The 22,591-nt window shown below is 72.5% G+C and carries 21 protein-coding genes, 1 pseudogene and 1 riboswitch; of the genes and pseudogenes, 5 read left to right on the forward strand and 17 right to left on the reverse strand.

Features of this window, described 5'->3' with window-relative positions:
- Positions 1–43: 43 nt before the first annotated feature.
- Genes LIU39_RS13805 through ribD form a run of 4 tightly spaced genes read right to left on the reverse strand, consistent with a single transcriptional unit; the run spans position 44 to position 3,726 of the window.
- Positions 44–1,333: a bifunctional 3,4-dihydroxy-2-butanone-4-phosphate synthase/GTP cyclohydrolase II gene (locus tag LIU39_RS13805; protein WP_227046992.1), complete on the reverse strand. Its 1,290-nt coding sequence runs from the start codon at positions 1,331–1,333 to the stop codon at positions 44–46.
- Positions 1,330–1,983 (reverse strand): nicotinamide mononucleotide transporter family protein, encoded by a 654-nt coding sequence (locus LIU39_RS13810; protein WP_227046993.1) that lies wholly within the window; start codon positions 1,981–1,983, stop codon positions 1,330–1,332. The genes LIU39_RS13805 and LIU39_RS13810 overlap by 4 nt, the downstream gene beginning before the upstream one ends.
- Entirely contained in the window at positions 1,980–2,597 is a 618-nt protein-coding gene (locus LIU39_RS13815; protein ID WP_227046994.1) for a riboflavin synthase, read from the reverse strand. The genes LIU39_RS13810 and LIU39_RS13815 overlap by 4 nt, the downstream gene beginning before the upstream one ends.
- A 1-nt stretch (position 2,598) precedes the next feature.
- A complete protein-coding gene (gene ribD, locus LIU39_RS13820) occupies positions 2,599–3,726 on the reverse strand; it encodes a bifunctional diaminohydroxyphosphoribosylaminopyrimidine deaminase/5-amino-6-(5-phosphoribosylamino)uracil reductase RibD (RefSeq protein WP_227046995.1) in 1,128 nt (375 codons plus the stop codon).
- 150 nt (positions 3,727–3,876) lie between these two features.
- Positions 3,877–4,007: riboswitch (FMN riboswitch) on the reverse strand.
- A 162-nt stretch (positions 4,008–4,169) separates the two neighbouring features.
- Between ribD and LIU39_RS13825 the strand changes: the two are divergent.
- Together LIU39_RS13825 and LIU39_RS13830 are read left to right on the forward strand one after the other, a co-directional pair.
- A pseudogene (locus tag LIU39_RS13825) lies at positions 4,170–4,274 on the forward strand (NAD-dependent epimerase/dehydratase family protein); the annotation flags it as partial.
- Positions 4,275–4,424: 150 nt separating this feature from the next.
- On the forward strand, positions 4,425–5,555 hold the full coding sequence (locus tag LIU39_RS13830) for a hypothetical protein (RefSeq protein WP_227047080.1): 1,131 nt from the start codon (positions 4,425–4,427) through the stop codon (positions 5,553–5,555).
- A 79-nt stretch (positions 5,556–5,634) separates the two neighbouring features.
- Here the strand turns inward: LIU39_RS13830 and LIU39_RS13835 are convergent, their stop codons facing one another.
- Positions 5,635–6,864 carry an ROK family transcriptional regulator gene (locus LIU39_RS13835; protein ID WP_227046996.1) on the reverse strand — a complete coding sequence of 410 codons (1,230 nt, stop codon included), beginning with the start codon at positions 6,862–6,864 and terminating at the stop codon, positions 5,635–5,637.
- A 63-nt stretch (positions 6,865–6,927) separates the two neighbouring features.
- Here LIU39_RS13835 and LIU39_RS13840 point away from each other — a divergent pair, with 63 nt between their 5' ends.
- Entirely contained in the window at positions 6,928–8,187 is a 1,260-nt protein-coding gene (locus tag LIU39_RS13840) for an MFS transporter (protein ID WP_227046997.1), read from the forward strand.
- A gap of 34 nt (positions 8,188–8,221) precedes the next feature.
- Here LIU39_RS13840 and LIU39_RS13845 read toward each other — a convergent pair whose 3' ends face one another.
- The 3 genes from LIU39_RS13845 to LIU39_RS13855 all read right to left on the reverse strand — a co-directional run bounded on the left by LIU39_RS13845 (position 8,222) and on the right by LIU39_RS13855 (position 10,977).
- A complete protein-coding gene (locus LIU39_RS13845; RefSeq protein WP_227046998.1) occupies positions 8,222–8,707 on the reverse strand; it encodes an acyl-CoA thioesterase in 486 nt (161 codons plus the stop codon).
- A gap of 251 nt (positions 8,708–8,958) precedes the next feature.
- On the reverse strand, positions 8,959–10,344 hold the full coding sequence (locus LIU39_RS13850; protein ID WP_227046999.1) for a uracil-xanthine permease family protein: 1,386 nt from the start codon (positions 10,342–10,344) through the stop codon (positions 8,959–8,961).
- Positions 10,345–10,524: 180 nt separating this feature from the next.
- Positions 10,525–10,977 (reverse strand): phospholipase, encoded by a 453-nt coding sequence (locus LIU39_RS13855; protein ID WP_227047000.1) that lies wholly within the window; start codon positions 10,975–10,977, stop codon positions 10,525–10,527.
- A 297-nt stretch (positions 10,978–11,274) separates the two neighbouring features.
- On the opposite strand from LIU39_RS13855, the gene LIU39_RS13860 reads away from it, so the two are divergent.
- Together LIU39_RS13860 and LIU39_RS13865 are read left to right on the forward strand one after the other, a co-directional pair.
- Entirely contained in the window at positions 11,275–11,916 is a 642-nt protein-coding gene (locus LIU39_RS13860; protein WP_264482758.1) for a DUF5995 family protein, read from the forward strand.
- Between the two features lie 142 nt (positions 11,917–12,058).
- The gene (locus tag LIU39_RS13865; protein WP_308409380.1) at positions 12,059–12,922 is read left to right on the forward strand and encodes a TIGR03619 family F420-dependent LLM class oxidoreductase; all 864 of its coding nucleotides are present in this window, start codon (positions 12,059–12,061) and stop codon (positions 12,920–12,922) included.
- Positions 12,923–12,959: 37 nt separating this feature from the next.
- On the opposite strand, the gene LIU39_RS13870 is transcribed toward LIU39_RS13865, so the two are convergent.
- From LIU39_RS13870 to LIU39_RS13910, 9 genes are all read right to left on the reverse strand, one after another.
- On the reverse strand, positions 12,960–14,666 hold the full coding sequence (locus tag LIU39_RS13870; protein WP_227047001.1) for a flavin monoamine oxidase family protein: 1,707 nt from the start codon (positions 14,664–14,666) through the stop codon (positions 12,960–12,962).
- 104 nt (positions 14,667–14,770) lie between these two features.
- Complete coding sequence (locus tag LIU39_RS13875) at positions 14,771–15,580, reverse strand: carbon-nitrogen hydrolase family protein (RefSeq protein WP_227047002.1); 810 nt, start codon at positions 15,578–15,580, stop codon at positions 14,771–14,773.
- 107 nt (positions 15,581–15,687) lie between these two features.
- A complete protein-coding gene (locus LIU39_RS13880; protein WP_227047003.1) occupies positions 15,688–16,632 on the reverse strand; it encodes a LysR family transcriptional regulator in 945 nt (314 codons plus the stop codon).
- Between the two features lie 80 nt (positions 16,633–16,712).
- On the reverse strand, positions 16,713–17,168 hold the full coding sequence (locus tag LIU39_RS13885) for an Lrp/AsnC family transcriptional regulator (RefSeq protein WP_227047004.1): 456 nt from the start codon (positions 17,166–17,168) through the stop codon (positions 16,713–16,715).
- 10 nt (positions 17,169–17,178) lie between these two features.
- Positions 17,179–18,651 (reverse strand): amino acid permease, encoded by a 1,473-nt coding sequence (locus tag LIU39_RS13890; RefSeq protein WP_227047005.1) that lies wholly within the window; start codon positions 18,649–18,651, stop codon positions 17,179–17,181.
- 391 nt (positions 18,652–19,042) lie between these two features.
- Positions 19,043–20,506: a GuaB1 family IMP dehydrogenase-related protein gene (locus tag LIU39_RS13895; RefSeq protein WP_227047006.1), complete on the reverse strand. Its 1,464-nt coding sequence runs from the start codon at positions 20,504–20,506 to the stop codon at positions 19,043–19,045.
- A 96-nt stretch (positions 20,507–20,602) separates the two neighbouring features.
- Positions 20,603–21,037, reverse strand: coding sequence for a barstar family protein (locus LIU39_RS13900; RefSeq protein WP_227047007.1), 435 nt, complete (start codon positions 21,035–21,037; stop codon positions 20,603–20,605).
- Positions 21,034–21,501, reverse strand: a complete 468-nt coding sequence (locus tag LIU39_RS13905; protein WP_227047008.1) for a guanyl-specific ribonuclease — start codon at positions 21,499–21,501, stop codon at positions 21,034–21,036. The genes LIU39_RS13900 and LIU39_RS13905 overlap by 4 nt, the downstream gene beginning before the upstream one ends.
- 87 nt (positions 21,502–21,588) lie before the next feature.
- A complete protein-coding gene (locus LIU39_RS13910; RefSeq protein WP_227047082.1) occupies positions 21,589–22,578 on the reverse strand; it encodes a sugar-binding transcriptional regulator in 990 nt (329 codons plus the stop codon).
- Between the last annotated feature and the right edge of the window lie 13 nt (positions 22,579–22,591).

A 22,591-nucleotide genomic window follows, 5' to 3' on the forward strand; every position in this document is an offset into this window, starting at 1 on the left:
GGTGCTGTGCGTGCTGACGGTCGGTGGGGGCCGCGGCCTGCGGCTACTGGTTGTCGCAGCCGCTGGTGCGTTCGGCGTCCAGCCACGGCAGGTCGTGGCCCATCCGGTCCCGCTTGGTGCGCAGGTAGCGGAGGTTGTGCTCGCCCGCCTGGACGGGCATCGGCTCGCGGCCGCTGACCTTGAGGCCGTCCCGGATGAGGGCGGCGGTCTTGTCGGGGTTGTTGGTCATCAACCGGACCGAGCGGACGCCGAGGTCCTGGAGCATCTGGGCGCCGGCCGCGTAGTCGCGGGAGTCGGCGGGCAGGCCCAGTTCGAGGTTGGCGTCCAGGGTGTCGTGGCCCTGTTCCTGGAGCGCGTAGGCACGCAGCTTGGAGAGCAGGCCGATGCCGCGTCCCTCGTGGCCGCGCAGGTAGATGACCACGCCGCGGCCGGCCGCGGTGATCCGCTCCAGCGACGCCTCCAGCTGGGGGCCGCAGTCGCAGCGCAGCGAGTGGAAGATGTCGCCGGTCAGGCACTCGGAGTGGACCCGGACCAGGACGTCGTCGCCGTCGCCGATGTCGCCTGCGACCAGTGCGATGTGCTCGACGCCATCGACGGTGGAGCGGTAGCCGTACGCGGTGAACTCGCCGTGCGCGGTGGGCAGCAGGGTCTCGGCCTCCCGGCGGACGGTGGGGGCGGACGTCCGGCGGTAGGCGATGAGCTCCTTGATGGAGATGATGGCGAGGCCGTGCTTGCGGGCGAACGGCACCAGTTCCGGCAGCCGCAGCATGGTGCCGTCCTCACCGGCGATCTCGACGATGGCGGCGGCCGGGCGCAGTCCGGCGAGCCGGGCGAGGTCGACCCCGGCCTCGGTGTGGCCGTTGCGGACCAGGACGCCACCGGGCCTGGCACGCAGCGGGAAGATGTGCCCCGGGCGCACGAAGTCGCCGGCCGCGCAGCCGCCGGAGGCGAGCATCCGCAGGGTGGTGGCGCGGTCGGCGGCGGAGATGCCGGTGCTGACGCCGTGTTCCGGGGTCGCGTCGACGGAGACGGTGAACGCGGTCCGCATCGATTCGGTGTTGTGCTCGACCATCTGCGGGAGCGCGAGCCGGTCCAGGTCGGCGCCCTCCATGGGGGCGCAGATCAGGCCGCGGCATTCGCTCATCATGAAGGCGACGATCTCGGGGGTGGCCTTCTCCGCGGCGACGACCAGGTCGCCCTCGTTCTCGCGGTCCTCGTCGTCGACGACCACGACGGGGCGGCCGGCCGCGATGTCGGCGATGGCCCGCTCGACCGGGTCCAGCGTCAGATCCGCTTCGTCGGCGGGCTCGTACCAGCTCTGCAGTGCGGTCATGCCGCTGCTCCTTCCAAGACGGTGGCGGCGCTCGTCCGCGAGCGCAGCCACCAGTCGCGCATGCCCCACGCGACGAGCGCGAGATAGATGACGTAGACGAATCCGGAGAAGGCGAGCCCGCTGCTGAAGGCGAGCGGGACGCCGACGAGGTCGACCAGCAGCCAGGCGAACCAGAACTCCACCAGGCCGCGCGCCTGGGCGACCATCGCGGCGAGCGTGCCGACAAAGATGTAGGCGTCCGGCCAGGGGTTCCAGGACAGCTGCGGGACGAGTGCGAAGAGTCCGCCGACGGCGGCGGTGCCGAGCGCGGTGCCGCCGATCAGCAGCCCGCGCTCGCGCCAGGTGGCGAAGCGGACGGCGATGGAGCCGTCCTGGGCCTGCCTGCGGCCGCGCTGCCAGGCCCGCCAGCCCCACAGTGCCACGCCGATGACCAGCAACTGCTTGCCGACTCCGCCGCTGAGGTGGGCGGACGCGTAGGCGGCGACGAGGATGAGGCCGGACAGGAACTGGGCGGGCCAGGTCCATATCGAGCGGCGCCAGCCGAGGGCCAGGGCGGCGAGCCCGATGGTGTTGCCGATCATGTCGGACCAGATGACGTGCTGTCCGAAGGCCGTGAACGCCTCACCGTTCAGCCAGGTCAGCGCGCTCACCGGACGACTCCCTCAGAGTCCTTGCCGCCGGCGCCGAGCAGCCGCTCGACGTACTTGGCGAGGACGTCGACCTCCAGGTTGACGGGGTCGCCGGCCTGCTTGATGCCGAGGGTGGTCAGGGCGAGGGTGGTGGGGATGAGGCTGACGGTGAAGTGGTCGTCGGCGGCGTCGACGACGGTGAGGCTGACGCCGTCGACGGTGATCGAGCCCTTCTCGACGACGTAGCGGGCGAGCCCGGCCGGCAGCACGATCGTGACGATCTCCCAGTGTTCACCGGGGGTGCGCGCGGTGATGGTGCCGGTGCCGTCGACGTGGCCCTGGACGAGGTGTCCGCCGAGCCGGCCGCCGAGCGTCATGGGGCGTTCGAGGTTGACCCGCGAGCCGACGGTCAGCGCTCCGAGGCTGGAGCGGCCCAGGGTCTCGGCCATCACGTCGGCGGTGAACTCACCGTCGGCGGTGTCCACGACCGTCAGACAGACGCCGTTGACGGCGATGGAGTCGCCGTGCCGGGCGCCGTCGGTGACGATCGGGCCGCGCAGGCGGAAGCGGGAGGCGTCGCCGAGGTGCTCGACGGCGGTGACCTCACCCAGTTCTTCGACGATTCCGGTGAACACTTCAGTTCTCCTCGTGGAGCGTGTGACGGGTGGGAGTGGCGGTGATGCGCAGGTCGGGTCCGAGCCGCGCGGTCTCGGTCACATCGAGTCGCAACGCCTGCCCGATGGTGGTGATTCCGGCGTCGCCGACGGCGGCGGGGCCCGCGCCGAGCAGCACCGGCGCGAGATAGCCGACGACCTTGTCGACAGCGCGGGCGGCGAGGAAGGCACCGGCGAGGGTGGGGCCGCCTTCCAGGAGCACGGAACGCACGTCGCGCTCGTGGAGCGCCTGGAGCAGCGCGGGGATGTGCAGCCCGCGGCCCCCGGCGGCGCGCGGCAGCCGGACGAGCGGGGCGAGCCCTTCGAGGTGGGCGGTGACGGCGTCATCGGCGACCGCGATGAGGGTCGGCGCGGTGCCGTCCAGGACCCGGGCGCCGGGCTTGACGGCCGAGGCACCGGAGTCGACGACGACCCGCAACGGCTGGCTGACCTCGTCATCCGTCAACCCGCTGACCCTGGCGCCGAGTTGGGGATCGTCCGCGCGGGCGGTTCCCGAGCCGACGATGACGGCGTCGGCGCGGGCGCGCAGCCGGTGCACATCGGCGCGGGACTCGGGCGAGGAGATCCAGCGGCTGGTGCCGTCCGCTGCGGCGATCCGGCCGTCGAGGGTGGCGGCGTACTTCCACAGGACGAAGGGGCGGCCGCGCAGTACGGACGTCAGCCAGGCTTCGTTGACGGCCGCGGCCTCGTCGGCGAGCAGTCCGCCCTCGACGTCGATGCCGGCTTCGGCGAGGGCGGCGGCGCCGCCGGTCGCGGTCGGGTTGGGGTCGGATACGGCGTAGACGACGCGGGCGACACCGGCGTCGATCAGCGCCTGGGCGCAGGGGCCGGTGCGGCCGGAGTGGTTGCAGGGCTCCAGGGTGACCAGTGCGGTGCCGCCTCTGGCGCGTTCGCCCGCCGCGCGCAGTGCATGGATCTCGGCATGCGGGCCGCCGGCCCGCCGGTGCCAGCCCTCGCCCGCGGTGCGGCCTTCGGCGTCCAGGACGACGCAGCCGACGACGGGGTTGGGGCTGGTGTGCCCGAGGCCGCGCGCGGCGAGCTCGATGGCACGGCGCATCGCCGCGGTCTCGGCGGGGTCTGAGGTGGCCACCGGGTCCTCCTGCCTCTTCGGGCACGGACTCCGGGGCTGTCTGGACGACAGAAGCGGAAACAAGCCATGGCACACCGGCCGCAAAAGGAGGGCTCACCCGGAATGACGCACCGGGTGTGCCGCCGACGGCGGTATACCGAAGCTCGCCCGCCGCGCACTGCCTCCCATCCGGACTTTCACCGTCGGTGCAGGAATTTCACCTGCTCAACCGGCCGCTGGCTGCGGACGGGTCGCGGACTGTTACCGCCGGTTCGGAATTACACCGACCCCGGAGTGCGCTGCTGCTCATTTCAGTACAGGGCCAGTCTGCCACGGTTGATCGTCGGCCATGCGGGCGAAGCCTGTGGGCTGCCTCACAGGACGCGGGTGCGTCGAATGTCACAGGCGTAGCGGCTGAGCCGTCATAACGGGGAGCGCCCTCCGACCTCAAGGGCTGATCCGCGATGGCGACAATTCTGGTGACCGGCGGCACGGGCACGCTCGGGCGGGCCGTGGTCGACCGGCTGCTCGGCGACGGCCACGACGTCCGCTCGCCGAGCCGGCGGCGGGTGGCCGGGACCGGTGGCGGGGCGCGGCCCGTACGGATGAGGCAGGCGGGCACCGTTCGCTGCCCGCCGGATTGCCCTTCCGTACCTTCCGGGCCGAAGGCCGGGCGTGGCACCGTGCGGCATCTTGGCGGCAATGCGAAAGGGCCACTGATGCACACACACGAGCCGGAACGGGCCCCTGCGGGCGAGCGGCGACAGCCGCTCCCGCAGCGTCAGGAACGCGGCTCGGGCCCGGCCGGGACGGCCGCGTCGGCGCTGCTGGCGCTCCAGCGCAGCGCGGGCAACGCCGCCGTGGTCCGGGCGATGGAACAGGAACGCCACGTGCACGGGGCCGGGTGCGGGCACCCCCAGGAGGAGCCCGCGGTGCAGCGCTCCGCCGACGGGCCGAGCGTGCAGCGGGCCGCCGACCAGGAGGATTCCGGGAAGCAGCCCCGGTACAAGCAGGTCCGCCCGAGCACGGAGGGCACCCGCTCCGCCGACCTCCGCATGAAGGACCGGATGGCGCGCACCGCGCATGTGCCGGTCGGCCGGAGAACGCCGCACGTGGCGGTCAGCGACGTCCCCGGCGACGGGATGATGTTCTCGTCCAACTCGGGCAACAAGAAACTGTCCGAGGCGCGGCAGCAAGAGGCACTCGGTCATCTGGAATCGGCGATGGATCCCCGTCAGCCGCTCTCGGACGACCCACGCCGGCGCAAGGACCAGCTCAAGCTCCGGGCGGCGGTCACCGGGCAGTACGGCCAGGTGCACTCCGGCGACGCGAACCTCGCGCGCACCACGAAGGCGATGCGGGACAAGAAACTGACCTGGGACGGCGGCCCGTCGACCTGTAAGAAGGACGGCTCGGTGCACGGCGAGATGACGCTGCTCGGGAGGCAGATCGCGCACTGGGAGAAGGAGGGGAACCACTGGCCGCGCGGTGAGGGGAAGTTCGAGATCGTGGCGATGGGCGGCGTCAAGCTGGCCTGCGGAGCCTGCCAGATGGCGTTCGAGGCGGCCAACGCGCACATCGGGAAGCGGTACGGCTACCAGGTGGCGGCATCCGGCACCCACAACGAGATGTTCCGGTGGCAGGCGCCGGAGTGGCTGACCGGCCCGGCGTTCGCGCAGGTGCAGCAGCAGGCCGCCGCGCGGGGATGGGTCTTCCACGGCAGGAACCTGGAGGACGGCAGGTCCGAGGAGGAGAGGCAGGGCGAGACGCGGAAGACCAGCGATCAGCACCTGCCGGAGGACTCCGGTTCGGAGTGGGCGGAGAGCGACGGGTCGCAGAGCGACGGCTGACCGCGGCGCGGGTCGCGTCAAGGCAGGCCGGAAACCGTTGCGCGCCGCGCGGGCGGGTTCGCACGGGCCGCCCGCGCGGTCAGCCGCCGCACGCGAACAGCTCCTCCTGCGCGGCGTCCATCGCCGCGAGTACCGCGCCGCGCAGCACGCCGCGGCCGCCGGCCGTGCCCGCCCGTACCTCGGTGGCCAGCGGTGACAGCCGGGCGAGCTGCGCGCCGACCCGGTCGGCGAGTTCCGTGCCGCCGGCCCGGCCGATCTCGCCGCCGAGCACCACGCAGCCGGGGTCGAGCACGGCGCTGACCGCCGCAGCGCCCAGGGCGATGTGCGCGGCGAGCACGTCGAGGAAGACGCCGCCCGCCGGATCCGCGAGGGCGGCCCGTACGAGCGCCTCGGCGGGTGGCGCGCCGTCGTCCGGGGATGCGTCGCCGTTCCGTCCCGCGCCGTCCGCCGTGATGCCGTGCTCCGCCGCCAGCCGGACGATCGCCGCCGACCCCGCGAGCGAGTGGAAGCCGCCGTCGCAGCCGTGCGCGGAGGGCAGGGCCGCGGTGCCGGGGACGGGCAGGAAGCCGATTTCGCCGGCGCCCCCGGAGGCGCCGCGGCGCAGCCTGCCGTCCAGGATGACCGCCGCGCCCGTGCCGTGGCCCAGCCAGAGCAGCACGAAGGTGTCCCGGTCGCGGGCCGCGCCGTCGCGCTGCTCGGCGATGGCGGCAAGGTTGACCTCGTTCTCCAGCAGGACCGGCGCGGCGCGGGCGCGGAGCGCCGCGATCAGGCCGGCATGCCAGGCGGGCAGCCGGTCCGTGCCGCCGAGCCGTCCCGTCGCCGGGTCGACGAGGCCGGGGGCGCCGACGGCGAGGGTGTGCGGGCCGGGCGCGCCGGCCGTCCGCAGCGCGGCGTCCAGGGCCTTGCGGGTGGCCGCCACGGCCCGTTTCTCCGGGGTGCCGGGGCTGATGCGGACGGTGCGTTCGGCGCGGGTGCGGCCGAGCAGGTCGGCGACCGCGACGGTGGCGCGGTGGGTCCGCAGGTCGAGGCCGACGAGGTGGGCGCGGTCGGCGACGATGCCGTAGAGCCGGGCGTTGGGGCCGCGCCGCTCGACGCCGCTCTCACCGACGACCGCGATCAGGCCCGCTTCCTGGAGGCGTTCGACGAGGTCGGCGACGGTCGGGCGGGACAGGCCGGTCAGCGACTTGAGCCGGCTTGCCGTCAACGGGCCTTCGGATTGCAGGAGTTGCAGGGCGATCCGGTCGTTGATCCGCCGGGCGGTGCTCGGGGACGCGGTACGGCCGGTGGCCACCGTGCGCGGTGCGTGCATGGCGGGATCCTTGCAGAAGGCTGCCCCCTTATTAACAGGCAGGGTTCCTGATAATTTACGCGCATGCCCGGCCCCGGCGTCTCCGACGCGACCCCGCATCCGCCCCCGCACCCCTCGGCCCACGCCCCGGAGACCGCCCTGCGCCGCGCGCGCTGGTCCGTCGCCCTGGTCTTCCTCGTCCACGGCGCGGTGACCGGCAACTTCGCCACCCGCGTCCCGTGGATCCAGGACCACGCCGGCATCAGCGCCGGCCAACTCGGCCTCGCCCTGGCCTTCCCGGCTATCGGCGCATCCCTGGCGATGCCGCTCGCCGGGCGGATCAGCCACCGGCTCGGAGCCCGTACCGCGCTGCGCGGACTGCTGGCCCTGTGGACCCTGGCGCTGATCCTGCCCGCCCTCTCCCCCGGCCTGTTCACGCTGTGCTGCGCGCTGCTGGTCTACGGCGCCAGCGCCGGCATGGCGGACGTCGCGATGAACGCCCTGGGGGTGGAGACCGAGGAGCGGCTGGGGCGGCCGATCATGTCGGGGCTGCACGGGATGTGGAGCGTGGGCGCGCTGCTCGGTTCGGCGGCCGGCACGGTGGCTACGCACGCTGGGATGGACGCCCGGCTGCATCTGGGCGGCGCCGCGCTGGTCCTGACCGTACTCGGCACGGTCGCCTGCGGCGGCGTGCTGGATCTGCGCAGCACCCCGGACGAGCACCCGCCGCCGCGCTTCACGCTGCCGCCGAAGTCGGCGCTGGTCATCGGCGCCGTCGGGTTCTGCGCGATGTTCGCCGAGGGCGCGAGCCTGGACTGGTCGGCGGTCTACCTGCGCGACGTGCTGCGCACCGACGCGGGCCTGGCCGCCGCGTCCACGACCGCCTTCGCCTGCACGATGGCGGCGGCGCGGCTGGCGGGCGACAAGGTGGTGGCACGGTTCGGCGCGGTACGCACCGTGCGGGCCGGCGGCGCCCTGGCCACCGCGGGCGGCCTGCTGGTCGTCGCGGCACGGCAGCCGGTGATGGCGCTGGCCGGGTTCGCGATGATCGGGCTCGGCATCGCTCTGGTGGTCCCGCTGGCCTTCGCGGCGGCCGGACGCAGCGGCCCCGCCCCCAGCCAGGCCATCGCCGGTGTCGCGACGATCACCTACGCGTCGGGCCTCATCGCGCCCTCCACGATCGGCGGCATCGCCCAGGCGACCTCGCTGACGGCGTCATTCGTGCTGGTCACGGTGTTGGCGGCGGGCCTGATCGCCGGGGCGCGGGTGCTGCGGCTGCCGAGCCGCACGACGACGGCGGGCGGTGCGGAGGCGGCGGCCACGGGCGAACCGGAGCGGGCCTGAGCGGGCGCCGGCCGCGGCCGGCGCCCACCGTTCGTCAGGCCGCGACGTCCGCCACGTCGGCCTCCGGGCTCCGCAGCAGCCCGGAGGCGATCGTCCGGGCGCGGTCCGACCAGGGGGTGGGGCGCAGCGCCTGCGGGTCGACGCGGACCAGGACGCGGTGGCCCCGTGCGTAGGTCTCGGCGCCGTCGGCGGAGCAGATCCGGAAGCCGTAGGTCAGACCGGTGCGGCCGATGCGTTCGACCCAGAGGTGTGCGGCGTAGCGGCCGGCGCGGGCGACGGGGCGCTCGTAGGAGATCTGCATCTCCTTGATGACGTTGCACATGTCGCCTGCGGCCGACCAGTCGCCGTCGAAGGTGAAGCCGTGGCCGCCCCAGTACGCGGCCCAGGCGCGCTCGGACAGCAGCGGGAAGCGGGAGTTGTGGAGCATGCCGAGCGCGTCGAGGTCGTCGAAGTGGACGGTGACGGGGACCAGTTGCCCGTAGGGGACGGGGCTTGCGGCCTGGCGGGGTTCGACGCTCACGGGTGGTGCTCCTGAAGTGCTCGGTACGGCTGCCGTGCGGGGTGCACGGAGCGCCACCGGCCGGCGAGGCGCTGCTCGCCGCCGGCGGACGCCGCCGTTGGTACGGGTGGTGCGATCAGTACGGGTAGTACAGAACGAAACTACCTTAAGCGGCTGCTTAGGATGTTTATCGCCCGGGACAGCGCCGCTCGCACACCTGCGACAGGCAGCGGCTCACGGCCTCCGCCGCGGCGGAGTCCTTGTGGCGCGCCTCAGTCGTCCCGGCCGGCCGACCCGTCGCCATCGCTGGTGCCCGCGTCGAGGAGCGGCGTACCGGGCCGGCCGGCCGCGCTGGAGAGCCAGCGCAGGGAGTGATAGCCGGTGAGCACGACGAGCGTGCCGAGCGCGATGCCGCTGAGTTCGAAGGTGTCGGTGAACTTCAACGAGACGCCGCCGATGGCGATGACGATGCCGGCCGCCGCGGGGATGAGGTTCAGCGGCACGGTGAAGTCCACCTTGTTGCGCACCCAGATCTGCGCGCCGAGCAGGCCGATCATCCCGTACAGGATGACGGTGATGCCGCCCAGCACACCGCCGGGGATCGCGGCCACCACCGCACCGAACTTCGGGCACAGGCCGAACAGCACGGCGAAGCCCGCCGCGGCGGTGTAGGCCGCGGTGGAGTAGACGCGGGTCGCCGCCATCACGCCGATGTTCTCGGCGTAGGTCGTGGTGGCGGGGCCGCCCACCGCTGTCGAGAGGACCGTTGCCGTGCCGTCGGCGACGATCGCCATGCCCATCTTGTCGTCCAGCGGGTCACCGGTCATCTCGCCGACCGCCTTGACGTGCCCGGCGTTCTCCGCCACCAACGCCACCAGCACGGGCAGGGCGACCAGGATCGCGGACGCCGAGAAGTTCGGTGCGTGGAAGGTGGGCACGCCGATCCAGTCGGCCTTCACCACGCCGGAGAAGTCGATCCGCCAGTGATCGGTCACCTTGCCCGCGCCGTTGGCCGAATGGATCTGTCCCGCGGTGCGGTCGAGCACCCAGGACAGCGCGTAGCCGAAGACCAGCCCCAGGAAGATCGCGATGCGTGACCAGAAGCCCCGCAGGACGACGAGCGCGAGGCCGGTGAAGAGCATCGTCGCAAGGGCGGTCCACTGGTCCTGCGGCCAGTAGGTGGACGCGGTGACGGGCGCGAGGTTGAAGCCGATGAGCATGACGACGGCGCCGGTCACCGTGGGCGGCAGCACCGCGTGGATGACCCGGGCCCCGAGGACGTGGATCGCGATACCGCAGCCGGCCAGGCAGGCGCCCACCACGAGCATCGCGCCGGTGAGGGTGCCGGCGTCGCCCCCTTGCCCCGCGATCACCGCGGAGACGCCCACGAACGAGAGGGAGGATCCCAGGTAGCTGGGGATGCGCCCGCGCGTCATCAGCAGGAACAGCACGGTGGCGACGCCGGATGCCATGAGGGCGAGGCTGGGGTCGAGCCCCATGAGCACCGGGGCGACGAAGCACGCCCCGATCATCGACACCACGTGCTGGGCGCCGAGCCCGATCGTCCGCCCCCAGGTGAGGCGTTCGCCGGGTTTGACCACCTCCCCCGGCTCCAGGTGACGCCCGTCTCCGTGCAGCTTCCACCCGAAACCAGCCATGATCACACTCCACATCTGCGACGCCCTGCACGTCACAGAGCCGAGGTGATTCATAGTCGACCGATTGCTTCTGGACAAACCGAACCCGGGGGAATGCGGTGGGCCGGAGCGACGGACGGGGACGGGCCTGGCGGCAGAGACCCGCCGCCCATTCCGGATTCCCCCGCCCGGCCGTCCCGTTCAGCCGAATTTCTTCACGGCCTGGTAGTACGTCCAGGCCAGTGCATTACAGGAAGTCTTCTTCGCGCCGGAGTAGCGCAGGCAGACGCGCCGGAGATCCGCGTACAGCATGCTGTCGAGCCGCGGTTTATTCGCCGCGAAGCTGCCCGCCTTCTTGTAGTTGCGATAGCCGAAGTCGTGCCGCGCGCAGGAGATCCGGAAGGGGAAACCCAGGGGATTGTCGGGTGAACCGGAGCAGTAGTCGGTGGACCAGTCGAATCGGTACGCAGACCATTTCGATCGGTTACCGCGGGCCGCCACCCAGGTGGTGTAGCTGGTCGCTGTGGTCTGCGTCCAGCTCTTCAGGATCCGGGGTCTGTCGGCGGGAACGGCTTGCGCGGGCGCGGCGGCGGCCAGCAACGCGCTCAGGCCGAAGAGAAGGGCGGTCAGTGCGGCGGCGAGTCTTCGGGACATACTGCAACCTCCGGAATTCGGCGCCGCGTTGTCCGCTGAACGCTTCCCGGGACGCCGAAACTATGCGGTTCTCAAAGGTCCGTTGCGCTCTCGCTGAACGGCCGAAAGCCACAAGAGGGCGCGCCGGTTATTACCCCGATCCGGTCAATGCCACACGGCTTTCCGCAGCGTTCACACGCAAGGTGCCACGCTGGCACGGTGACGACTACTCAGCAGCGCGGCGGCGAAAGCCCGCCGGACAGGGCGCAGCACGCGCGGCAGCTCTCCGCCGACGCGGCCGGCGGCGCGGCACAGGCCCTGGCGCGGATGCGCGCGCTGGCCGCCGCGCTGCCCGCCGATGACGGGGTGGCCGTCTTCAACGGGGTGTATCTGGCGGTCACCGAAGAGGTGGACCGGCGGATCGGGAGCGGCGCCTTCCAGGACCCGTCGGCCGCCGGCGAGCTGGATCTGCGGTTCGCCCGACGGTACTTCGCCGCGGTGGACGCGGCCGCCGCGGGGCTGCCCACCCCGGCCTGCTGGCGTCCGCTGTTCCAGCTCAGACGCCACCCCGGCGTGCGTCCCCTCCAGTTCGCGCTGGCCGGGATCAACGCCCACATCGGGCACGATCTGGCGCTCGCCGTGGTCGACACCTGTCATGCCCTGGGCTGCGAACCGGCTCACCTGGAAGGGGACTTCGACCGGGTCGGCACGGTCCTGACCGGGCTGGAGGAGCGGATCAGGGAACGTCTGATGCCCGGCCCCGACATCCTGGACATCGCCGATCCGCTCACCCACCTGGCAGGTTCCTGGAGCCTGGAGATGGCCAGGGACGGCGCCTGGGCCGCGGCCCGGATGCTGTGGGGTGCGCGCCGGTTGCCGGACTTCGCCGAAGAGTTCGCCGATCGGCTCGACGCGAGCGTCGGACTTGTGGGCCGCTGCCTGCTGACCCCGTTGGGCTGAGCCTTCGTGCACCGTCCCTCCGGCGCACGGCCGCGCCGGTTCCGCTCGGTCGGCGGCCGCCGTATGGTGCGCCTATGACGCTACGACTGGGACTGGGGCTGCCCCAGATGGCGCAGTACACCCCGGGCACGACGTGCTGGAGGTGGCGCGCACCGCAGAGCGGGCCGGGTACGACAGCGTGTGGGTCTTCGAGCGGACCCTGATGCCGCGGGCGCCGCTGGACGGCCTCTACGGCGCGGCGGGTGTCCCCTGGCCCGACCAATACCACGCCTGCGCCGACCCGTTGGTGACGCTGTCGCTGGCCGCCGCCGTCACCGAGCGGGTGCGCCTGGGCAGCAGCGTGCTGGTCTCCGGGCTGCACGCGCCGTTCCCCCTGGCCCGTACGCTCGCGACGCTCGATGCGGCGAGCGGCGGCCGGGTGCTGGCCGGGTTCGGGACCGGCTGGTCGCGGGACGAGTACCGCGCGGCCAAGGTCACCGACTTCGCCGACCGCGGCGCCCAGCTCGACGAGCTGCTGGACGTCTGCGCCGCGGTCTGGGGCCGGAATCCGGTGGCGTACGCGGGCCGCTACGCCGAGATCGCCCCGGCCGACGTCGGGCCCAAACCCGCAGGGCCCCTCCCGGTGTATCTGGCGGCGACCGGTGGCCGGGCCCTGGAGCGAGTGGCCGGGCGGGCCGACGGCTGGCTGCCCGCGCATCTGACCGGTGAGCAACTGGCCGTCCAGCGGCGGAAGTTGGCGGAGGCGGCCGAGCGGCAGGGCCGGGACGCGGCGGAGATCGCCGTCTGTCTGCGGGTCGGGGTGGAGCCGACCGGCGCGCCGCTGCCGGCCGCCGGCCGCCGCCCGTACAGCGGCAGCCTCGACCAGATCGTGCAGGACCTGGCCGAGGCCGGGCGGGCCGGTGCGCACGAGGTGCTGCTGGATCTCCAGGTGCACTGCGCCGACGGCAGCGAACTCGCCGATCAGGCGGCCGAGCTGTACGCGGGCGTGCGGGCGGCCGGACTGTAGGGACGACGGGGGCCGCCGCGCGGGCGGCCCCCGGGGATCAGTCCTCCGGGAGTTCGACCGGCGCGATCTCGTCGTAGACGTCGCCGGGGCCCGGGTTCGAGGCGTCGGTGCTGCCGCCGAAGTGGTGCATCACGCCCCACACCGCGTTCAGCGCGGTCTGCACGGCGCCCTCGGCCCAGCCCGCCGTCCAGGAGATGTCGTCGCCCGCGAGGAAGATGCCGCGCTTGTCCTCGGGGAGGCGGTCCTGCATGAAGTGGGTGAACAGGCGCCGCTGGTAGCGGTAGTGGCCGGGCAGGTTGGCCTTGAACGCGCCCATGAAGTACGGCTCGTTCTCCCAGGAGACGGTTACCGGGTTGCCGATGATGTGCCGCCGGATGTCGACCTTGGGATAGATCTCCGACAGCGACTTCAGCATGACCTCCATCCGCTCGTTGGCGTTCAGCGGCAGCCACTTGAGGCTGTCGTCGCACCACGTGTAGGAGAGGCAGATGACGGCCGGCGCGTCGGGTCCGTTGTCCAGGAGGTAGGTGCCGCGGGTCATCCGGTCGGTGAGCGTCATGCTCATCACGTCCCGGCCGGTCTCCTCGTCGGTGTCCAGCCAGAACGGCCGGTCGACGGGCACGAACAGCTTGGACGACTCCATGTAGTGGGTGCGCTCCACCGCCGTCCAGTGGTCGATCGGCAGCAGTGCGTCGTCGCAGGCGATCTTCGACAGCAGCATCCAGGACTGCGCGGTGAAGACGGCCGCCTCGTAAGTGCGGATGTCGCCGTCGGCGTCGGTGACCGTGATGCGGTTGCCCGCGGTGCGGTGCAGCCGGGTCACCGCGGGGCGCGGCGTGCCGCCGTGCAGCGAGGCGAGCGAGGTGCCCTGCGCCCAGTGCAGGATCTTGCCCGGCTCGCGCTCCCACAGGCGCAGCGGCAGCTGCTGGCTGCCGCCGACGATGCCGCGGTGGTGGTCGTCGGCCTCGGTGTAGACGACCCGCAGGATCTCCAGGATGGAGTTGGGGAAGTCGGTGTCCCAGCCGCCGGTGCCGAAGCCGACCTGGCCGAAGATCTCCCGGTGCCGGAAGGACTGGAAGGCGGTGGAGTCGCAGAGGTAGCCGTAGAAGGTCTGGTTGTCGAGCTTCTCGACCAGGCGGGACCAGATCTCGCGGATGCGCGGGACGTCCCGCTCGCGGATCGCCCGGTTCATGCCGGAGAAGTCGGCGCCCTCTTCCAGGCAGGCGTTCCAGGCGTCCATGACCTGGTGGTAGACCTCGGGGAGGTCGTCGACCGTGCGGGCGTAGTGCGACTCGCCCTTGAGGTCGACGACGGTCGACGGGGTGCCGGGCGCCAGCGGGTTGGGGAACGGCCGGGTCTCCAGGCCCACCAGGTCGATGTAGTGCTGCAGGGCGGTGGAGGACGGCGGGAAGCGCATCGCGCCCATCTCGGCCGTCAGGGCCCCTTCTTCACCCTTGGTGGAGCACCCTTCGAAGCCGACGGTCCGCAGCCGGCCGCCTATCTCGTCCGCCTCGTAGACGACGGGTTTGAGGCCCATCTTCATCAGCTCGTAGGCAGTGACGATGCCGGAGAGGCCGCCGCCGATGACCGCGACCTCCTTGCCGTGCTCCGTCGCCGGGACCTGGCCGAGGCCCGCCGGATGCGCGAGGAAGTCGTCGTAGGCGTACGGGAAGTCCGGGCCGAACATGGTGATCGGCGGCTGGGCATCCGCGTGGTGGGCTGCGGTGGGCACCGTGGACGTCATCGGGTACGGACTCCTTGCGGGCAGGTCGAAGAGCAGGCGGGAGGTGGGGCGGGCGGCGGCCCGAGGGGGCGCCGCCCGGTGCGGGGTGAGGTGCGGGGCAGCCGTCAGGCGAGCGAGCCGTAGAGCTCAGGGCGGCGGTCGGCGAGATACGGGTTGTCGGACCGGGACCGGGTGAGGAAGGCGGCGTCCACCTCGGCCTGCACCAGCTGCTCGGAGCGGCCCGCGCGGGCGCGTACGACACCGTCGGGCCCGGCGAGAGCGCTGAGGCCGACGAACTCGAACTCGCCCTCCGCGCCGACCCGGTTGACGTACGCGACGTACATCTGGCTCTCGAAGGCGCGCACCGGAATGACGGATTCGGCGACGAACTGGAAGGGGTGCATCTGCGCGGTGGGCACCAGCAGCAGATCGGTGCCGGCCAGCGCGTGCGCCCGGACGTTCTCGGGGAACTCCACGTCGTAACAGATCAGCAGGCCGATCCGGAGGCCGTTCAACTCCGCCTGGACGACCGGCTGTTCACCGGGTGTGAACCACTCGCGCTCGAAGCAGCCGAAGAGGTGCGTCTTGCGGTAGTTCGCGAGCCGGGCGCCGTCCGGGCCGATCAGCTGGGCGGAGTTGTAGACCGCGTCGCCGCCGGGGTCCTGGTCCAGCTCGGGGTAGCCGTAGAGGACCGCGATGCGGTGGTCGGCGGCGATCCGGGCGACGGCAGCGGCGCTCGCGCCGTCGGCGGTCTCGGCGAGCCGGTGGACGCCGTCGCCGATGGCGTAGCCGGTGAGGAACATCTCGGGACAGGCGAGCAGTCCCACGCCGGATGCGGCCGCGTCCCGCGCGGCGTCCTGAAGGATCCGCAGATTGTGCGCGGTATCGCCCGGCCTGCCCGAACTCTGGAGCAGGGCGGTGCGCAGCGACGACATGAGACCCCTCGGCGGGACGGTTCGGGTGGGACGCCTCGACGGTACGGGCCGCCGATCACCGGGGACAAGGCGGCACCGTTGCGCGTCCGTGGACGATTCGTTGCGCGTTATGGCAGCTCAGCGGCGATTCGTTGCGGCGGTGCACCGCCGGCCGCCGTCATCACCTCGCGTACCAGGCCGCGCAGCCAGCGGTGTCCCGCATCCGCGTCCTGCCGCGGATGCCAGGCCATGGCCATCGGCATCGGCGGGAGACCGAGCGGGATTTCCAGGGTGCGCAGGCCGAGGCCGCGGGCCGCCGCGGCGCCGAGCCGTGCGGTGGAGAGGCCGACCGCGTCGCTGTCCCGCACCATCAGCAGCGCGGCCGCGAAGGTCGGGACGGTGGCGATCACCCGGCGGCGCAGTCCCTGGGCGGCGAGTGCCGCGTCGATCGGTCCGGTGAGCCGGCCGCGGCGGGAGAAGTTGAGGTGCGGGGCGTCGGCGAAGCGGCGGACGGTGAGGCGGGCCTCGGTGAGCGGATGCCCGTCGCGCACGACGGCGACGCCGCGGTCCACGAACAGCGGCTCGGCCACGATCTCCGGTTCGCGGCTGTCGATGACCCCCAGCTCCAGATCGGCGGCGCCGTCCCGCAGCAGCGGCAGATCGACGTGGCTCTCGCCGAGGAAACGCAGCACCACCTGCGGCGCCTCACGGGCGATGCGGGCGACGAGGCCGGGCGCCACGGTGGTGATGAGCAGGTCGTTCGCGTGGATCGTGAAGACCCGGGCCAGCTGCGCCGGATCGGCGGGCGCGGGCGGCGCGAAGAGGCCGTGCGCCGCCTCGACCAGCCGCCGCACCTCGGCGCGGATCTCCAGGGCACGCGGCGTCGGCACCATCCGCTGCCCGGCGCGGACCAGGACGGGATCGCCGATGGCGCGGCGGATACGGCCGAGGGTGCGGCTCATGGCGGGCCCCGAAAGCCCCATCCGGTCGGCGGCCGCGGCGACGCTCTCCTCTTCGAGCAGAGCGTCCAGTGCGGTCAGCAGGTTGAGGTCGATGTTCGGGTCTCGCGTCATCGGGCGGCGCACCCCTTGTCCTGGAGATCGGCGGGGCTCCAGCTTCCCAGGCGCGGCGCCGCGGCCGGGAACTGCGGGGTTCAGCCCGGCGACCCCGAGCTGAAGCGCCGCAGCAGCGGCGAGAGGACCAGCACCGATTTGGTGCGCTCCACGAACGGCTCGCCGGCGATCCGCTCCAGCACCCGCTCGAAGTGGCGCATGTCGGCCGCGAAGACCTGGACGATGGCGTCCGCCTCGCCGGTGACGGTGGAGGCGGACGCCACTTCCGGGTAGCGCGACAGGCCGCGGTGGATCGCCTCGGGCGAGGTGTTGCGGCTGCAGTACAGCTCGATGTACCCCTCGGTCTTCCAGCCCAGCGCCGCCGGATCGACCCGTACCGTGAACCCCGTGATGGCGCCCTCGGCCCGCAGCCGGTCCACCCGGCGTTTGACGGCCGGCGCGGAGAGCCCGACCTCCTGGCCGATGTCGGCGTAACTGCGCCGGGCATCCTCGGCGAGGGCGTGGACGATGCGTTCGTCGAGGTCGTTCAGTCGCACTGCGGGTGGATCACTTCTCTGCCGTGGCCAATCGGGACCGGCGCATGCCGTATCCGAAGTAGACCACAAGGCCGACGGCCATCCAGATGCCGAAGACCACCCAGGTCACGGTGCCCAGGCTGCCCATCATGTAGACGCACAGCAGGAAACCGATCGCCGGGAAGAGCGGCGAGAGCGGCGTACGGAAGGAGCGCTTCATGTCGGGCCGGGTACGGCGCAGCACGATCACCGCGACGTTGACCAGCGCGAAGGCGAAGAGGGTGCCGATGCTGGTGGCGTCCGCGAGCTGGCCGAGCGGCACGGCGGCGGCGAGCACTCCGCAGAACAGCGAGACGATGACGGTGTTCACCCGGGGAGCGCCGGACTTGGCGTGCACCTTGGAGAACGCCTTCGGCACCAGGCCGTCCCGAGACATCGCGAAGAGGATGCGGGTCTGTCCGTAGAGCACGGTGAGCACGACGCTGGCGATGGCGACGACGGCGCCCGCGGCCAGCAGCACGGCCCAGACGTCCTGGCCCGTGACGTCCTTGAGGATGCCGGCCAGCGCGGCTTCGGATCCGGCGAACTTCTTCCAGGGCAGGGCGCCCACCGCGACCGCGGCGACCAGGCAGTACAGCGTGGTGACGATCACCAGCGAGAGCATGATCGCGCGCGGCAGGTCACGCTGCGGATTCTTGGCCTCCTCACCCGCCGTGGACGCCGCGTCGAAGCCGATGTACGAGAAGAACAGCGTCGCCCCCGCGGCGCTGACGCCCGCCATGCCCATCGGCATGAAGTCCTTGTAGTTGCCGGACTTCACCCCCTGCAGGGCGACGCCGCAGAACAGCAGCAGCGCGACGATCTTCACCGCGACCATGATCGTGTTGGCGCGGGCGCTCTCCCTGGCGCCGCCCAGCAGGAAGACCATCGCGAGCAGCACGACCAGCAGTGCCGGCAGGTTGAAGATGCCGCCGTGGCCGGGCGGCTGGGAGAGCACGCCGGGGATGGTGTGGCCGATCGTGCCGGCCAGGAACTCGTTCAGATACTGGCCCCAGCCGACCGCGACGGCCGCGACCGAGACGCCGTACTCCAGGATCAGACACCAGCCACAGATCCAGGCGACCAGTTCACCGAGGGTGGCGTACGCGTAGGAGTAGGACGAGCCGGAGACCGGGATGGTGCCGGCCAGCTCCGCGTAGGACAGCGCGGAGAACAGGGCCGTGATGCCGGCGATGACGAACGAGATGACGACGGCGGGCCCCGCCTTGGGGACGGCCTCGCCGAGGACCACGAAGATGCCGGTACCGAGCGTGGCGCCGATGCTGATCATGGTCAGCTGCCACATGCCCATCGAGCGGCGGAGCGTGCCGCCCTCACCCTGACCGCCCTCGGCGACCAGCCGCTCGACGGGCTTGCGCCGCATCAGCCGGGTGCCGAGACCCCCGGAGGAGGGCCGCCTTGGGTCGCTGTCCCCTGCGGGTGGGGCTGCGCCGTGGTCCAACACTGGGGTGGCTCCTTCATCGCTGCCGGTCAGATGGTCCGGATGACGGCGACCGGGCAGCGGTCGGCATGCGGGCGCGCCGAAACGCCCCGCAGCGGGAGACCGCCGAGCAGGCGGTCCCCGCCACTCCACGTACAGCGCTTGACCTTACGGGCCGTCGCTGACCTGCCGTAATGCAGGTTCCTTGCGCAACCACGGACGATCGTTGCGCACCGGAGCGGCGGGCGGTCGTTCGTTGCGCACCCACCGTCCGATCGTACGGCCGGCGAACGCCGTACCGCCCTCCGGGCAGCGGGACGCGCCCGCCGTCACCGTCCCCCGCACATGCGGCAGGCCCCGCACCGAAGCGATTCGGTGCGGGGCCTGCCGGGGGATGCGTACGGGACGCGGTGGGTCAGCTCCAGCTGTCGTGCAGCGGCTTGCCCTCGGCGTAGCCCGCGGCGCTCTGCACCCCGACCACGGCCTTCTCCGCGAACTCCGCCAGCGATGCGGCACCGGCGTAGGTGCAGGAGCTGCGGACACCCGCGATGATCGAGTCGATCAGGTCCTCGACGCCGGGGCGCGCCTGGTCGACGAACATCCGCGAGGTGGAGATGCCCTCCTCGAACAGCGCCTTGCGGGCCCGGTCGTACGCCGACTCCTCGCTCGTGCGGTTGCGCACCGCGCGGGCCGACGCCATGCCGAAGCTCTCCTTGTACGGACGGCCGTCGGCGGTGTGCTGGAGGTCGCCGGGCGACTCCAGGGTGCCGGCGAACCACGAGCCGATCATGACGTTGGAGGCGCCGGCGGCCAGCGCCATGGCCACGTCGCGCGGGTGCCGCACGCCGCCGTCGGCCCAGACGTGCTTGCCGTACTTCCTGGCCTCGGCGGCGCACTCCAGCACCGCGGAGAACTGCGGGCGGCCGACGCCGGTCATCATGCGGGTGGTGCACATCGCGCCGGGGCCGACCCCGACCTTGATGATGTCCGCGCCGGCCTCGATGAGGTCGCGCACGCCCTCGGCCGCGACGATGTTGCCGGCCACGATCGGGACCTGCGGGTCCAGCGCCCGGACGGCCTTGACCGCGCTGATCATCGACTCCTGGTGGCCGTGCGCGGTGTCCACGACGAGGGTGTCGACACCGGCGGCCAGCAGCGCCTTCGCCTTGCCCGCCACATCGCCGTTGATGCCGACGGCGGCGGCGATCCGCAGCTTGCCGTCGGCGTCCGTCGCCGGGGTGTAGAGGGTGGCGCGCAGGGCGCCCTTGCGGGTCAGGATGCCGACGAGCATGCCGTCCTCGTCGACCGCGGGGGCCAGCTTGCGGTTGGCGGCGTCCAGGCGGTTGAAGGCTTCGCGCGGGTCGATGTCCGCGTCCAGGACCAGCAGGTCCCGGCTCATGACCTCGGCGACCTGGGTGAAGCGGTCCACCCCCGCCAGGTCGTGCTCGGTGACCACACCGACCGGCCGGCCGCCCTCGACGACGATGCCCGCGCCGTGCGCCCGCTTGGGCAGCAGCGACAGGGCGTCGGCGACGGTCGCGATCGGCGACAGCACTATCGGCGTGTCCAGGACCAGATGCCGGCGCTTGACCCAGGTGACGACCTCGGTGACGACGTCGATCGGGATGTCCTGCGGGATGACGACGAGCCCGCCGCGGCGGGCTACGGTCTCGGCCATCCGGCGGCCGGCAATCGCGGTCATGTTGGCGACCACGAGCGGAATGGTGGTGCCGCTGCCGTCCGGCGCGGACAGATCCACGCCCTGCCGGGAGCCCACGGCCGAGCGGCCGGGCACCATGAACACGTCGTCGTACGTCAGGTCGTACGGCACCGAAGAACACTCTTCGAGGGCGCCGTTCTTCGGGTTCAGGAATCGCATAACGCCAGGATACGGGTCACCACCTGCGGTGATGCGATCATCCGAGGACCCGCGGGGACCTCCTGTGCGATGCGACAAACAACCCGCCCCGCGGGCTCAGCCGGCCCGCCCCCGCGCGAGGATCACGGCGAGGCCGGTGTCCGTGCCGCGCCAGTACGCCACCGCGTCGGCAAGGATGTTCTCGACCATGCCCCAGTCCGCCGGAGCGGCGCCGGCGAAGGACTGCCAGCCGGTGATCACCAGCAGTCGGCCACGGCCCGCCGGGCACCAGGACAGATCGGTGAGGCAGTCGGCCAGCGCGTCCCAGTTGCCGCCGAACCAGTCGGGGAAGCGCAGCGCGCGGGCGCAGCGGTCCAGGAACTCCGCCTTGTCCGCGGCGCCTTCGAGATCCAGCGCGGCGCCGCTCCAGCCCGCGTCGGCAGCGGCAGCCAGCGCCTGTGCCACCGGCCGGTCGGCGGGCCAGGACAGCACCCCGGGAGGCGTGCTGCCGTCGAGCACCGCCACCAGCGGCGCCGGCACGGAACCCGTCATCGGAGCACCGCCTTGAAGGACCGGTAGTGATCGTTCGTGTAGTACGTCTCGTGCCGGTCACCGGTGATCAGCCGACGCGCGCCACGGTCCCGCGAACCCGGCGTGCGGACCGTGTACTCGTGGTAATAACCGCGCTTCTGGCGGGGCAGCAGCCGCTCGTGATTTCCGAAGACCGTCCCGTCCTTGGCGTACGGGAAGGGCCCGCCCGCGTCGATGAGCCGGAGCGTGTCCCGGGCCTGGCGCGGCAGTCCTGATGCCTGGACGGCCGGCATGCCGTGCGCCCAGGACGGTACGCCGGAGCCGCCGGGCGCCCGGGTGGCGGCGGCCGTGGCGGAAGGGCCCGGCGCGCCCGAACTCCCCTTGCCCGCCCCGCTCGTCGAACAGCCCGTGAGGACCAGCAGCAGACCGGCGAGGAGCGCGCCGATGACGGCGGTGGCCGTGCGCGGGGCGGAACGGATCATCATGGCGCCGATGCTGTCACAGCGGCGGCCGCGCTGCGCGCCGGTGGCGGCAGCGTGGTGCACCCCGGATCCGGCGCCCCGGCCTCGGGGTCACACCCCGTCGGGGTCCGCGCGGTCCAGGGCGGGGCGCGGCCCGGGGCCGGTCTCCAGCAGCAGGTGGTCGGCCGCCGCGGTGTCCGTGACCAGGCTCGTCACCAGTCCGGAGCGGAGCACCGCGCCGATCGCCGACGCCTTGCGCCGCCCGCCCGCGATGGCGACGACCTCGGGGATACGCCGCAGCCGGTCCGCCTCGACCGTGATGCAGCGCTCGCCCAGATCGCGCCCGATGCGGCGGCCCTCGGCGTCGAAGAGGTGCGCGGACATCTCGGCGGCGGCGCCGAGCGAGGCGTAGTGCTCGCGCTCGTCCTCGCTCAGCATGTCGTAGACGGTCGACACACCGGGCTCCCAGGAGCCGATGGAGACGCAGGCGACGGTGACCTTGTCGAAGTATTCGAAGGCCCTGGCGATGCCGGTCTGGCCGCGCAGCGCGGCGGCGGTCGCCGAGTCCGGCAGCAGCATCGGCGCGTAGATCGGGTGCGCCTCGCCGCCCGAGACGTCGGCCGCCCTGCGCACCGCCTCGACCGAGCCCCGGTCGGCGGTGCCCGCGTCGTACACGCCGGTCAGCTGGACGACGGTGCACGGCGGGAGCCGGTGCAGGGCGGCCGCCATGTGGATGGTCGACCGGCCCCAGGCCAGGCCCAGCACATCGCCCTCGGCGACCAGCTCGCCGAGCAGGTCGGCCGCGACCTCGCCGAGGTTCTCCGGGTCGGCGGCGTCCTCGGACGCGTCGGCGGGCGATTCGACGACGACCGCGTGCCGCAGGCCGTAGCGGGCCCGCAGCGCGTCGGAGCGTTCGGCGTCCAGCTCGGACGGCACCCGGATCTCGATCCGTACGAGATCACGCTCCAGGGCCGTCTCCAGCACCCGGGCGACCTTGAACCGGCTGACGCCGAACTCCTCCGCGATCTGGATCTTGGATTTGCTCTCCAGATAGAAGCGGCGGGCCATGGCCGCGGCCTGCACCAGCTCGGCGGGGCCCATACCGGACTGCGGG

This window comes from Streptomyces pinistramenti (assembly GCF_020564935.1).
Lineage (GTDB): Bacteria > Actinomycetota > Actinomycetes > Streptomycetales > Streptomycetaceae > Streptomyces > Streptomyces pinistramenti.